This window comes from Luteimonas sp. MJ250, assembly GCF_039548455.1.
Taxonomy (GTDB): Bacteria; Pseudomonadota; Gammaproteobacteria; order Xanthomonadales; family Xanthomonadaceae; genus Luteimonas.
In genome coordinates, this window is record NZ_JBCLVB010000010.1 from 438,245 (window position 1) to 450,851 (window position 12,607).

The following is a 12,607-nucleotide window of genomic DNA, read 5'->3' on the forward strand; positions in this document are numbered from 1 at the left end:
TCGCAGCTATGGCTGCTCCTGCAACGGCAGGGCCAAATCAACGCGCCAGGATCGCCCGCGCCAACTCGAGATCACCGGCCGCCCGCGCCTCGACCGAATGCTCGCGCAAATGGCGCAACGCCGCCTCCAGCCGCGCCCCACGAATCCGCCCATCGCTGGCGACAAAGCCCGCCGCATCCTCGCGCGCCTGCAGCACGACCTTGTCATTGCCCGAAGTCGAGCCCGACGAAGCCCCGCTGGACGCGGACCCCGCGCCTGCGGACGTACCGGCGAAGCTGGACGCGTGGACGGGAGCGGCGAGGGCGAGCGCAAACACGGACGCGAGCGCGCAGGAGAATGCGATACGGATCATGCGTGGTTACCTGGATGGGGATCGAAAAGCTTTCCGGGGTTGAGGATACCTGCCGGGTCAAGCGCTGCCCGCAGCGCACGCATCACCGCGATCTCCGCCGCACTGCGCGTCGAGCCCAGGTATGGCTTCTTGACCAGACCGATTCCGTGCTCCGCGGAGATGCTGCCGGCATGGCGCTGGACCAGCCCTGCCAAGTGCGCGGTGACGTCACCGCAGCGCGCGACAAAGGTGTCCTGATCCAGACCAGCCGGCTTCAGCACATTGATGTGCAGGTTGCCATCGCCGATGTGCCCGAACCAGACAACCTCGAAGTCCGGATACTCCGCCGCCAGCAGTCCCTGCGCCTCGGCAAGGAAGGCCGGCATCGCCGACACCCGCACCGCAACGTCGTTCTTGTAGGGCACGAAGGGCGCCAGCGCCTCGGTGATGCCCTCGCGCAGTCGCCACAGCTGTCCCGCCTGCGCCTGCGACTGGGCCACCACCCCATCCTCCACCCAGCCCTGCTCCGCGCAATGCGCGAAGGCCTCGAGCAGTTGCGCGTCATCCGGCCCCGCAGCCGCCGCATCGAGCACCACGTAGTACGGATACCCGCGTTCGAACGGCAGCTGCGCCCCGTGCGCGACGACGTGCGCCAGGGCGATGTCGGTAAAGAACTCGAACGCCTCCAACGCCAGGCGTTCGCGCAGCGCCTGGAACACCTGCACCAGCACCTCGAACGAAGGCAGCGCCAGCAACAGCGTCGCCACCGGCGGCGGCGGCGGCGCCAGCTTCAGCGTGGCCTCGACCACCACCCCCAGCGTGCCTTCCGAGGCGATCGCCAGGTGCCGCAGGTCGTAGCCGCTGGAGTTCTTGACCAGGCCGCGGTTGAGGTCCAGCAATTCGCCGGCGGCGGTGACCAGCTTCAGCCCCGCGACCCACTCGCGGGTGTTGCCGTAGCGCAGCACGCGAATGCCGCCGGCGTTGGTGGCGATGTTGCCGCCGATGGTGCAGGAGCCGCGGGCGGCGAAGTCGACCGGGTACTGCAGGCCGTGTTCGCGCGCGGCCTCCTGGACGGCCTCCAGCGGCGCGCCGGCCTCGACGGTGAGGGTGCGATCGACCGGATCGAAGGCCAGCACACGGCGCATGCGCTCGAGGCTCAACACCAGCTCGCCGTTCGCTGCGACCGCGCCTCCGGACAGGCCCGTGCGGCCGCCCGAGGGCACCACCGCCACGCCCTCCGCACTCGCCCAGCGCAGCACGGCCTGCGCCTGTCCGACGTCGCCGGGCAGCGCTATCGCCAGCGGCGCCGGGGTCCAGCGCCGCGTCCAGTCACGGCCGTAGTGCAGCAGCTCGTCAGGCGCGGTGAGCACCCGCAGGCCGGGCACCGCAGCACGCAGGGATTCGAGTTTCGCGTCGTTCATCGCAAGTCGCCCGGGCCGGAGCTGCAGCCTGCCAGCGGGACCGGCCAGCGTCCAGCGCTGCAATGCAGCATCGCCCGCTCGCTGGCACACTGGGGGACCGCCAACGGCCTGCCGCCTCCGATGAAGACCTCCTATCCCCGCAAGGACATCCGCGTGCTGCTGCTGGAGGGCCTGAGCCCGAGCGCGGTGGCCGTGTTCCGCGACGCCGGCTATTCCGACATCGAAACCCACGCCGGCTCGCTGCCCGAGGCCATGCTGCGCGAGCGCGTCCGCGAAGCGCACATCATCGGCATCCGCTCGCGCACGCAGCTGACGGCCGAGGTCCTGGCCGATGCGCGGCGGCTGATGGCGGTGGGCTGCTTCTGCATCGGCACCAACCAGGTCGACCTGGAGGCTGCCGCTCGCCAGGGCGTGCCGGTGTTCAACGCGCCCTACTCCAACACCCGCAGCGTGGCCGAACTGGTGCTGGCGGAGACCATCATGCTGCTGCGCGGCGTGCCCGCGCGCCACGCCGCCTGCCTGCGCGGCGACTGGCTGAAGTCGGCCACCGGCAGCCACGAGGTGCGCGGCAAGACGCTGGGCATCGTCGGCTACGGCCACATCGGCACCCAGGTCGGCCTGCTGGCCGAGGGCCTGGGCATGCGCGTGCTGTTCCATGACGTCGAAGCCAAGCTCTCGCTGGGCAATGCGCGCGCCGCCGCCGGCCTCGATGACCTGCTCGCACGCGCCGACGTGGTCACCCTGCACGTGCCCGAGACGCCGGCCACGCGGATGATGATCGGCGCCACCGAGCTTGCGGCGATGAAGCCCGGCGTACACCTGGTCAATGCCTCGCGCGGAACGGTGGTCGACATCGACGCGCTGGCCGCCGCGCTCGAAAGCGGCCACGTCGGCGGCGCCGCCATCGACGTGTTCCCGGTCGAACCCAAGGGCAACGACGAGGCCTTCGAATCCCCGCTGACCCGCTTCGACAACGTGCTGCTGACCCCGCACGTAGGCGGCAGTACGCTGGAGGCGCAGGACAACATCGGGCTGGAGGTCGCGGCCAAGCTGGTGCGCTACAGCGACAACGGCAGCACGCTGTCGGCAGTCAACTTCCCCGAAGTCACCCTGCCGGGCCACGAGGGCAGCCAGCGCATCCTGCACATCCACCGCAACGTGCCGGGCGTGCTGGTGCAGGTCAACGAGGTGTTCTCGCAGGCCGGGCTCAACATCGACGGCCAGTACCTGCGCACCGACGCCAACGTCGGCTACGTGGTGATCGATGTCGCCGCGACACCCGGGCAGGCGGATGCGCTGCGCGCGCAGCTGGCCGAGGTCACCGGCACGCTGCGCACGCGCATCCTCTATTGAGGTCGATTTGCTCCGCGGGTCGCGGCTGTAGCCGCTGCCACAGGTCCGGAGCCATGGGGCGGGCCCGGGCTTATCCGGTGGCCGTGACGGTTCCGGCCCGGCGCGCGAGCCATTTGCGCGCCATGCGGCGCAGCGAGGGATCCATGGTCTCCTCGGCGGCGATCGCCGCGACCTCAAGCCACGCCAGCGCGTGCGACTCCTCGCTGACCACGAAGGCTTCATCGACGCCCGCGCGCACCACGTAGCGCACGTCGTGGTGCCAGTGCCCGGGAACCTCCTTGCGCTCCGGGATCCAGTGGCGATCGAGGTCGAAGATCCCGCCCTCCAGGCGCAGGCCCGACAGGCCGCTTTCCTCGGTCGCCTCGCGCAGCGCCACGCGGGCCAGGTCAAGGTCGCCGTCGGCATGGCCACCGGGCTGCAGCCAGCGGTCGAGCTTGCGATGGTGGGTGAGCAGCGCGCGCCGGCCATCGGCGCTGACCAGCCAGGCGGAGGCGGTGAAGTGCCCTTCGAGCCGCGCGCGCACGAAGGGATCGGCGCCGTCGCGCAGCAGCGCGATGAACAGCCGCGACTCGGCGGCCTCGTCCGGCCAGACCTGCGCATGGGCGATGAATGCGGATTCGAGCGAAGCCAGTTCCGGGTGCGTCATTCTGCAAAGCCGCATCCGCGGCGCCATGGGGAGCTGTGCCCATTATGAAGGGCTCCGCGGGCCGCTCGCCTCGGCGTTGCCGCCCGGCCTTGCCCGAGGCTTCGCGCTGCACTGCCGCTTGTGCGCGCTCAAGCGCTTTGGCAAGGTACGGCAGCGTTGCCATCGCCAGACAGGGGGTCCCTTGAGCCGTAGCAAGCGTCACCACCCCCGCGGGCAACCGCACGGGGGCTCTTCGCGCATGTCGCTGCCGCGCAGCGGCGGGATCCGCGCCAGCCACCGGGCGACCCGGCGCGCATGAACGCACGCCGCCCCTTGCGCGAGCCATCGCTGTGGCAGGCGCTGCTGCCGCTGCTGTTCCTGTCGGTTGCCCTGGGGCTGGCGGTGTACCTGTACAGGGACGATGCCTCCTACGGCGCCAACCAGATTTCCCTGCTGCTGGCGGCCGGCATCGCGGCGGTCATCGGCCTGCGCAATGGCGTCCTGTGGGACGAAATCCAGGACGCGCTGGTGACCGGTGTCTCGCTGGCGGTGGTGCCGATCTTCATCCTGCTGGCGGTGGGCGCGCTGATCGGCACCTGGATCCTCAGCGGCACGGTGCCGACGATGATCGTGTACGGGATGAAGCTCCTGCACCCCTCGTATTTCTACCCGGCCACGTGCCTGATCTGCGCGCTCGTCGCGTTGACGATCGGCAGCTCCTGGACGGTCGCCGGCACGCTGGGCGTGGCCCTGATCGGCGTGGCGCAGGGGCTCGACATGTCGTTGCCGATCACTGCGGGCGCGGTGATCTCCGGCGCCTATTTCGGCGACAAGATGTCGCCGCTGTCGGACACCACCAACATCGCACCGGCGGCCGCGGGCAGCGAGCTGTTCGCGCACATCCGGCACATGACCTGGACCACGGGCCCCAGCATCGTCATCGCCCTGGTGCTGTTCACCGTGGTCGGCTTCGGGGCCCGCGGCGATGGCGCCGGCGCCGCCTTCGGCGATCTGCCCGCCCTGCTTGATGCGCGATTCACGCTGGGCTGGTACCTGCTGCTGCCGATGCTGGTGGTCTTCGCGCTGGCGATCATGCGCTTCCCTGCGTTCCCTACGATCATGATCGGCGCGCTGCTGGGCGCCGTGTCCGCAGTGGTGTTCCAGCCCGACACCGTCATCGCGCTGGCGGGCAACCAGGACCTGGCGCGGCCGATGGCACTGCTCTCGGGCGCGTGGAAAGCGATGTTCAACGGCTACCAGGCCGCGACCGGCAATGCCGCGCTCGACGAGCTGCTGAGCCGCGGCGGCATGGCGAGCATGCTCAACACGGTGTGGCTGGTGGTCTGCGCGATGGGTTTCGGCGCGGTCATGGAGCGGACCGGGCTGCTGGAGCGCATGATCCGCAGCGTGCTGAAGGCGGCGCGCTCGACGGGCTCGCTGATCGCCGCCACCCTGGCCACGGCGTTTGGCGCCAACGTGGTGACGGCCGACCAGTACATGTCGATCGTGCTGACCGGGCGCCTGTTCCAACCCGAATACCGCAGGCGCGGGCTGGCGCCGGTGAACCTGTCGCGCGCCCTCGAAGACGCGGGCACGATGACCTCGCCTCTTATTCCCTGGAACACCTGCGGCGCCTACATGGCCGCGACCCTCGGCGTCGCCACGCTCGACTACCTGCCCTACGCGTTCTTCAACCTGGTCAGTCCGCTGGTCGCGCTTGTCCTGGCCTATGCGGGCTTCAGGATCCTGCGGCTGCCGGCCGCCGCCCCGGCCGCGACGGACGCGCCTGCGGCGGCAGACACCCTCCCGACTCGCGGCTGACAGGCCACGCGTCATTCGACTTTTCCGGATTCGCCCATGGACAAGACAACTTCCATCCACGGCATGTGGTCTTCCCGCCTGACGTTCATCCTTGCCGCCACCGGTTCCGCGGTCGGTCTCGGGAACATCTGGCGGTTTCCGTACATGACCTCCGACAACGGGGGCGGTGCGTTCGTCCTGGTCTACCTGGGATGCATCGCGGTGGTGGGCCTGCCGATCCTCATGGCGGAAATCCTGATCGGCCGCCACGGCCGCATGAGCCCGATCAATACGCTGAGGGGAGTGGTTCGCGATACCGGTGTCAGCAAGGCGTGGGTCGGTATCGGCTGGATCGGCATCGTCGCCGGCATCCTGATCCTGAGCTTCTACAGCGTGGTCGCCGGCTGGACGCTGCACTACGCATGGCTCTATCTCAAGCAGCTGTTCGGTGGCACCGGCATCACCGACCCGGGCGCGACGTTCACCGCCCTGCTGGCCAGCCCGCTGGAGCTGACGTTCTGGCACGGGCTGTTCATGCTGCTGACCGTCGCGGTCGTGGCGCTGGGCGTGGAAAAAGGCCTCGAACGCGCGGTGCGCTTCCTGATGCCGGCGCTGTTCCTGCTGCTGCTGGCGCTGGTGGGCTACGGCATCAGCACGGGCTACATGGGCCAGTCACTGTCGTTCCTGTTCCGACCCGACTGGTCCCAGATCGACGGCAACGTGTTCCTGCGTGCCATGGGCCAGGCGTTCTTCTCGCTGAGCCTCGGCATGTGCACGATGATGACCTACGGCGCCTACCTGCCCCGCGAGGGAATATCGATCCCGCGCGTCGGCATCGCGGTGGCGCTGACCGATACCACCGTGGCGCTGTTGGCGGGCATGGCGATCTTCCCGGTCGTGCTGTCGTTCGGCCTCGAACCCGCCGGCGGCGGTCCCGGCCTGATTTTCACCTCGCTGCCGCTAGCGTTCGAGGCCATGTCGATGGGCGCGGTGTACGGCCTGCTGTTCTTCGGCCTGCTAGCGGTGGCGGCGTGGACGTCATCGATCTCGCTGCTGGAACCCGCCACCGCGTTCATGGTCGAGAGGTTCGGCGTCAGGCGTCGCAAGGTGGCTGCGTTGTCGATGGCCGGCCTGTGCTGGCTGCTGGGCCTGCTTTCGGTCCTGTCGCTCAACCTCTGGTCGGAGGTCCGCATCTTCGACCGCAACATCATGGACTTCATCGAACTGGTGGCCAACGACCTGATGCTGCCGCTCGGCGGCCTGCTGATCGCGCTGTTCACGGGCTGGGCGCTGAACCTGACCATCCTGCGCGAGCAGCTTTCGGAGCTGCCCGATGCCCTGTTCACCGCCTGGCGCTGGCTGCTGCGCATCGTCGCACCGCTGCTGGTGCTGGCGGTGCTGGTCAGCGCGGTGTTCTGACCCGCCGGCATCGTGCACGGGCCCTGGCCGGGGGTCGGCTAGAATCTCCGCATGAACCAGCACGCCATGCCCTACGACAGCCATCGCCTGCGCGAACTCGCGGGCGAACTCATCGTCAATATCCGCGAGCTGGCCCGCGCCGGCTGGACCCCGGCGACCAGCAGCAACTTCTCGCAGCGCCTGGATGATCGCCACGCCGCGATCACCATCTCGGGTCGCGACAAGGGCCGACTCAACGAGGGCGACATCATGGTCGTCGACTTCGACGGCCGCGCAGTGGGCAGCGACCACCGGCCCTCGGCCGAGACCCTGCTGCACACGCAGCTGTACGCCCGCTTCCCCGAAGTCGGCTGCGTATTGCACACCCATTCGCGTGCACAGACCATCGCCTCGCGGCTGTTCGCCGGCACTGGCCACGTGCGGCTGGAGGGCTACGAGCTGCTCAAGGCCTTCCGCGGCAATGCCACCCACGAGGCGGCCATCGATGTCCCGGTGCTGCCCAATTCGCAGGACATGCCCACGCTGGCCGCCCAGGTCGACGCCCTGCTCGACCGCGGTCCGATGTGGGGCTACCTGATCGATGGCCATGGCCTGTACGCCTGGGGCCGCGACATGGCCGAGGCGCGCCGCCACCTGGAAGCCTTCGAATTCCTGCTCGGCTGCGAGCTCGAGCTGCGCCGGCTGACGCTGGGCCACTGAGCGGGCGCACGCCCGGCGCACAGCGTTCCGCACACGCAACCACGCCATTCGCATCGGCTGCTACGCTGGCCCGCCCACACTGGAGATCCGCCATGAGCCGCCTGCGCATCTTCGCCGACGACGCCCCCGGCGCCGCCCTTCTCGACACCTCCGACGGCGATGCCATCGCCCGCGAACTCGGCGCCATCGGCGTCACCTTCGAGCGCTGGCAGGCCAACCGGCCGATCGCCGCCGGCGCATCGCAGGACGAGGTCCTGGCCGCCTACCGAGCCGACATCGACCGCATCAGCGCCGAACGCGGCTTCACCACGGTCGACGTGGTCAGCATCGCGCCGGACAACCCGAAGCGCGACGAGATGCGCAAGACCTTCCTCGACGAACACTTCCACAAGGAAGACGAAGTCCGCTTCTTCGTCGCCGGCTCGGGCCTGTTCGTGTTGCACGTGGACGAGCGCGTGTACGAGATCGAGTGCGTCAGGAACGACCTGATCGCCGTACCCGACGGCACCACGCACTGGTTCGACATGGGCCCGGAGCCCGAATTCGTCGCCATCCGCTTCTTCCAGCAGCCCGACGGCTGGGTCGGCCACTTCACCGGCACCGACATCGCCCGGAAGTTCCCGCGCTACGAAAAGTCCGCGCGCTGAAAAGCCCTTATGAAAACCACCATCCTCACCGACATCGAAGGCACCGCCGGCAGCATCTCGTTCGTGCGCGACGTGCTGTTTCCCTATGCGCGCCGCGAGCTGCCGCGCTTCGTGCGCGAGCACGGCAAGAATCCCGAATTGCGGCGCTGGCTGGACGAGGTCGCGACCGAGCACGGCGCCATGTGCGATGACGCGATGATCGTCGAGGTGCTGCAGGGCTGGATCGACGAGGACCGCAAGCACACCGCGCTCAAGGCGCTGCAGGGGCTGATGTGGAGCGACGGCTATCGCAACGCCGACTTCACCGCGCACGTGTATCCGGACGCGGTCGAGGCGCTGCGCGCGTGGCACGCGGCGGGCCATCCGCTGGCGGTGTACTCCTCGGGCTCGGTGCCGGCGCAGCATCTGTTTTTCGGGTACTCCGACGCCGGCGACCTGCGTCCGCTGTTCTCGGCCTTCTTCGACACCGCGGTCGGCGGCAAGCGCCAGGCCGCGAGCTACGCGAACATCGCCGGCCAACTGCGCCGCGAGCCGGGCGACATCGTGTTCCTGTCGGATGTCGTCGAAGAGCTGGACGCCGCGCGCGATGCGGGCCTGCGCACGGTGCTGGTGGACCGCCGCGAAGACTACCCGGAGCCGCGCACCGGCGAAGCCGCCAACGGCCACCCGCGGGTGGAATCCTTCGCCGCCATCGACGCCGCCTGAGCCATCTCCGCGGGCGCCGACCCGGCAGCCCGCGACGGCGACTCAGCCGGCGTCCAGGCGGTACGCGGTGCTGGCGCGCTGCTCGCCGTGCCAGCGGTCGAACGCGCGGACCTCGATGCGATGCTCACCCGGCGCAAGGTCGGTCGGCAGCGCGCCGCGCCAGAGGTGCACGGACGGCTCGGCTTCCGGCGAGCGGTCATGGCCGCGCAGCGCGGGCGCGGCATCGTCGCGTGCGTTCTCGGCCAGGAGCCAGGGGTCAGGCCGTTCAGCGCGTGCCATCGCATGCCACTCGCCTTCGTCCACCCGGTATTCCACGCGCGTGTCCGCCTCGCCCATATAGACGTTGGCGTACACCGCCCATGCCGGGTACGCGCCCTGCCGCAGCACGCGCGGCGCGTGCAGGTGCATGGCCTGCGTGCGCGCGGGGTCATCGGCCGGGAGGCGCGCCGGATGCCATGACAGTCGGTAGCCGCCGTCGGCATCGACCTCGAGCCGGGCGTGGCCGTTGGGCGTGCCGTCGGCCATGGTCGCGTCGGGGATGCCTTCGGCATCGGGTGCGCCCGACCAGAACGCGCCGCTGGCGGCACCGACGTTGAACTCGTGCAGCGGCGTCGTGCCGTGCCAGCCATCGGCGGCGCCGTGGCGGTGGTGCCGCTGCGTATGGCGGTGGCCGCTGAGCACCAGCAGCTTCGGGAACGGCTGCAGCAGCACGAACAGGCGCTCGCGGTCGGCGCTGCGGAAGGTCTCCGCGCGGCCGGGGGCGGCGGTATCGAACAGCGGGATGTGCACGCCCAGCACCAGCAGGCGATCCTTCGGCACGGTTGGCAGCCACGCTTCGAGGAACTCGAACTGGTCTTCGCGCAGGCCGCCGACATAGCCCGGCCGCTCGCCCGGAAGCTGCACCACGTCATCAAGCACGACGAAGCTCGCCGCGCCGGCTTCCCAGGCGAAGGTGTCGGGGCCGTAGCTGGCGCGGAACGCCGACAGCGAGGCGTCGTCGCCCTGCGCATCCGGATCGATGTCGTGGTTGCCCGGGACGTGCAGCCACGGCAGGCCCAGGCGCGTGGTCACGGCGTTGATCGCCGGGTACAGATCGACCACGTCGTCGACGATGTCGCCGAGGCTGATGCCGAAATCGGCGCCATGCGCATCGCCAGCCAGCAGCGGCGCGACGATGTCGCGCGCGTAGTAGTCGACGTCGGCCACCGACTTCACCTGCGGATCCGCGAACAGCAGTACCGACAGCGTTTCAGCATCCGTGCCGGTATCGCGCAGCAGTGCGAAATCGCCCTGCCGCAGGCCGGGTCCGGGCTGCGGCGCGCGCCAGGCCGCGGGCAGCCCGTCGGCGCGCAGCGGCATGCGCCAGCCGGCGGGCTTGACCACGAACACCGGCGCGCCATCCTGCGCATCCAGGCGGTAGCGGCCTTCGCCATCGGTCCGCGCCAGCGACCTGCCATCGGACACGATGACCCCCGCGATGCCCGATTCGCCTGCACCGGCAATGCCGTCGCCATCGCGATCATCGAAGACCCGCCCCTGCCACTGCGCCGCGCCGGCTGCTCCGGCGGCCAGAATCAGCAGCGTCGCGACGAGGCATCGGATCATTTGCATCAATACACCTGGCTGATCGGGATGGCCCATTATGCCGCTGCGCCCCGTTTACCCTGCGAGGTCGTGCAGGCATATGATTGGCCTGCGATGGTTTCCGTTGCGGCCATGGACGCGGTAGAGGGGACGTCTGGATGAACGTCGTGGTTTCGGGGATGACACGAACCGCCGTGCTGCTGGCGCTGCTGGCGCTGCTGGCTTCCTGCGCCCTGCCCTGCAGCGCCAGCGCCGCCGGCGTGATCGAACTCTCCGCCGACACCCGCGAGATCGCGCTCTCGGCCCATGTCACCTATCGCCATGACTCCGCCGCGACGGACACCCTCGCCGACGCATGGCGAACGCTTGACGCCGGTGGCTTCGAACCGCTGCCCGGCGGCAACCCGGCTTTCGGCTTCCAGGACGGCGCGTTCTGGGTCCATGCGCGCGTGGTCAACCGCAATCCGGGCGAACCTCGCTGGCTGATGGTGCAGACCTATCCGCTGAGCGACCGCCTCGACGTCTACCTGCGCTACCCCGACGGCCGCGTCGAACACCAGGCCGGCGGCGACACCCTGCCCTTCGGCGAACGCGCGATCCGCTACCGGCATCCCAACTTCCTGCTCGACCTGCCGGCCGGCCAGCCGGTGGACATCCTGTTCCGGGTGCAGAGCCAGAGTTCGATGCAGGTGCCGCTGGTGCTCTACACGCCCGGCGCGTTCACCGAGCTCTCGCGCGATGCGCAGCTGGCGATCGGCCTGTATTACGGCATCCTGCTGGCGCTGTTCTTCTACAACCTGGTGCTGTGGCTGGTGCTGCGTGACGCCAGCTACTTCTGGTACCTGTTCCACATCAGCGCCTTCGGCCTGGTCCTGTTCTGCCTCAACGGCCTGGGCTTCGAATACCTGTGGCCCAACAATATCTGGCTGGCCGACAAGTCGGTGCCGCTGTCGATCAGCCTGGCGCTGATCGGCATGCACCAGTTCGCGCGCGTGTTCCTGGGCCTGGGCGACCGCTGGCCGGCGGGTAACCGGGTGAGCATGATCGCCATTGCCGCCTTCGCCGGCTTTGGCATCGCGGCGGTGTTCGTGCCCTACCGCCTGATCACCCCGGCGGTGTCGCTGGCGGTATTGGCCAGCATCGTCTGGATCACCGTGGTCAGCGTGGTGGCGCTGCGCAAGGGCTACCGGCCGGCGCGCCTGTTCCTACTGTCGTGGTCGATGTTCCTCGCCGGCACGGCGGTCTTCACCCTGGTCGCCTTCGGGGTGATCCCGAAGACCTTCTACACCGAATACGGCGTGCAGATCGGCTCGGCGCTGGAGATGCTGTTCCTCTCGGTCGCGCTCAGCTACCGCTATGCCTCCCTGCGCAACGAGAACGAACGCATCGTCAGCCAGGCCAACGTGCAGCTTGAGCACACGGTGGCCAAGCGGACGCGCGAACTGCGCAGCACGCTCGACCAGCTGGAGCAGGCCCATTCGCGCCTGCGCGAGTCCTCGCGCCGCGATGGCCTGACCGGCCTGTACAACCGCTCGCACTTCCACGATGCCTTCGAACGCCTGCTGGTGGCCTGCAACCGGGACCGGCAGCCGCTGTCGCTGCTGATGGTCGACCTGGACTTCTTCAAGACCATCAACGATGAACACGGCCACCTGGTCGGCGATGACGTGTTGCGCGCCGCGGCGCAGCGGATCGGCAAGGCGCTGCGGCCATACGAGGCGCTGCTGGCGCGATTCGGCGGCGAGGAATTCGTGATCGTGCTGCCCGGCACCGACCTGCGCGCGGCGGTGGCCGTGGCGGAAGAGGTGCGGCGCGCGATTTCCTCCACGCCCTGCAAGTCGCAGCAGGGCCCGAGCGTGCGCACTTCCGGCAGCGTGGGAGTGCACACCGTGGTCCCGGGCACAATCGACGACATCGACGACGCGCTGCAGGTCGCCGACCAGGCGCTGTACGCGGCCAAGGCCAACGGCCGCGACTGCGTGCGGACCTCGATTTCGGCGGCCTGAGCGAGCCGCGCCTGCAC

At 69.4% G+C, this 12,607-nt stretch carries 11 protein-coding genes; 7 read left to right on the forward strand and 4 right to left on the reverse strand.

Annotated elements, in window-relative coordinates; translation table 11 throughout:
• Window positions 1-37 precede the first annotated feature (37 nt).
• Window positions 38-352, reverse strand: a complete 315-nt coding sequence (locus WCE37_RS05630) for a DUF2388 domain-containing protein (RefSeq protein WP_343278493.1) — start codon at window positions 350-352, stop codon at window positions 38-40.
• Complete coding sequence (locus WCE37_RS05635) at window positions 349-1,752, reverse strand: FAD-binding oxidoreductase (RefSeq protein ID WP_343254088.1); 1,404 nt, start codon at window positions 1,750-1,752, stop codon at window positions 349-351. Before WCE37_RS05635 ends, WCE37_RS05630 begins: the two co-directional genes overlap by 4 nt.
• A 120-nt stretch (window positions 1,753-1,872) precedes the next feature.
• Here WCE37_RS05635 and serA point away from each other — a divergent pair, with 120 nt between their 5' ends.
• The gene (gene serA / locus WCE37_RS05640) at window positions 1,873-3,105 is read left to right on the forward strand and encodes a phosphoglycerate dehydrogenase (protein ID WP_343278494.1); all 1,233 of its coding nucleotides are present in this window, start codon (window positions 1,873-1,875) and stop codon (window positions 3,103-3,105) included.
• Between the two features lie 70 nt (window positions 3,106-3,175).
• On the opposite strand, the gene WCE37_RS05645 is transcribed toward serA, so the two are convergent.
• Entirely contained in the window at window positions 3,176-3,751 is a 576-nt protein-coding gene (locus WCE37_RS05645; RefSeq protein ID WP_343278495.1) for an NUDIX hydrolase, read from the reverse strand.
• A 294-nt stretch (window positions 3,752-4,045) separates the two neighbouring features.
• On the opposite strand from WCE37_RS05645, the gene nhaC reads away from it, so the two are divergent.
• From nhaC to mtnC, 5 genes are all read left to right on the forward strand, one after another.
• Window positions 4,046-5,551: a Na+/H+ antiporter NhaC gene (gene nhaC / locus WCE37_RS05650; RefSeq protein WP_343278496.1), complete on the forward strand. Its 1,506-nt coding sequence runs from the start codon at window positions 4,046-4,048 to the stop codon at window positions 5,549-5,551.
• A 36-nt stretch (window positions 5,552-5,587) separates the two neighbouring features.
• Window positions 5,588-6,949, forward strand: a complete 1,362-nt coding sequence (locus WCE37_RS05655) for a sodium-dependent transporter (protein ID WP_343278497.1) — start codon at window positions 5,588-5,590, stop codon at window positions 6,947-6,949.
• Window positions 6,950-7,000: 51 nt separating this feature from the next.
• A complete protein-coding gene (locus WCE37_RS05660) occupies window positions 7,001-7,648 on the forward strand; it encodes a methylthioribulose 1-phosphate dehydratase (protein ID WP_343275994.1) in 648 nt (215 codons plus the stop codon).
• A gap of 92 nt (window positions 7,649-7,740) precedes the next feature.
• Window positions 7,741-8,295, forward strand: coding sequence for an acireductone dioxygenase (locus WCE37_RS05665; protein WP_343275995.1), 555 nt, complete (start codon window positions 7,741-7,743; stop codon window positions 8,293-8,295).
• A 9-nt stretch (window positions 8,296-8,304) separates the two neighbouring features.
• The gene (gene mtnC / locus WCE37_RS05670) at window positions 8,305-9,000 is read left to right on the forward strand and encodes an acireductone synthase (protein ID WP_343278498.1); all 696 of its coding nucleotides are present in this window, start codon (window positions 8,305-8,307) and stop codon (window positions 8,998-9,000) included.
• 42 nt (window positions 9,001-9,042) lie between these two features.
• Here mtnC and WCE37_RS05675 read toward each other — a convergent pair whose 3' ends face one another.
• A complete protein-coding gene (locus WCE37_RS05675) occupies window positions 9,043-10,611 on the reverse strand; it encodes a calcineurin-like phosphoesterase C-terminal domain-containing protein (RefSeq protein WP_343278499.1) in 1,569 nt (522 codons plus the stop codon).
• Between the two features lie 152 nt (window positions 10,612-10,763).
• Between WCE37_RS05675 and WCE37_RS05680 the strand changes: the two genes are divergently transcribed.
• Window positions 10,764-12,590 (forward strand): diguanylate cyclase, encoded by a 1,827-nt coding sequence (locus tag WCE37_RS05680; protein ID WP_343278500.1) that lies wholly within the window; start codon window positions 10,764-10,766, stop codon window positions 12,588-12,590.
• Window positions 12,591-12,607: the final 17 nt, after the last annotated feature.

What these genes read in the sequence shown, in the direction of transcription:
- WCE37_RS05630 (WP_343278493.1), bottom strand. Translation starts at nt 352, where the DNA reads ATGATCCGTATCGCATTCTCCTGCGCGCTCGCGTCCGTGTTTGCGCTC.
- WCE37_RS05635 (WP_343254088.1), bottom strand. Translation starts at nt 1,752, where the DNA reads ATGAACGACGCGAAACTCGAATCCCTGCGTGCTGCGGTGCCCGGCCTG.
- serA (WP_343278494.1), top strand. Translation starts at nt 1,873, where the DNA reads ATGAAGACCTCCTATCCCCGCAAGGACATCCGCGTGCTGCTGCTGGAG.
- WCE37_RS05645 (WP_343278495.1), bottom strand. Translation starts at nt 3,751, where the DNA reads ATGACGCACCCGGAACTGGCTTCGCTCGAATCCGCATTCATCGCCCAT.
- nhaC (WP_343278496.1), top strand. Translation starts at nt 4,046, where the DNA reads ATGAACGCACGCCGCCCCTTGCGCGAGCCATCGCTGTGGCAGGCGCTG.
- WCE37_RS05655 (WP_343278497.1), top strand. Translation starts at nt 5,588, where the DNA reads ATGGACAAGACAACTTCCATCCACGGCATGTGGTCTTCCCGCCTGACG.
- WCE37_RS05660 (WP_343275994.1), top strand. Translation starts at nt 7,001, where the DNA reads ATGAACCAGCACGCCATGCCCTACGACAGCCATCGCCTGCGCGAACTC.
- WCE37_RS05665 (WP_343275995.1), top strand. Translation starts at nt 7,741, where the DNA reads ATGAGCCGCCTGCGCATCTTCGCCGACGACGCCCCCGGCGCCGCCCTT.
- mtnC (WP_343278498.1), top strand. Translation starts at nt 8,305, where the DNA reads ATGAAAACCACCATCCTCACCGACATCGAAGGCACCGCCGGCAGCATC.
- WCE37_RS05675 (WP_343278499.1), bottom strand. Translation starts at nt 10,611, where the DNA reads ATGCAAATGATCCGATGCCTCGTCGCGACGCTGCTGATTCTGGCCGCC.
- WCE37_RS05680 (WP_343278500.1), top strand. Translation starts at nt 10,764, where the DNA reads ATGACACGAACCGCCGTGCTGCTGGCGCTGCTGGCGCTGCTGGCTTCC.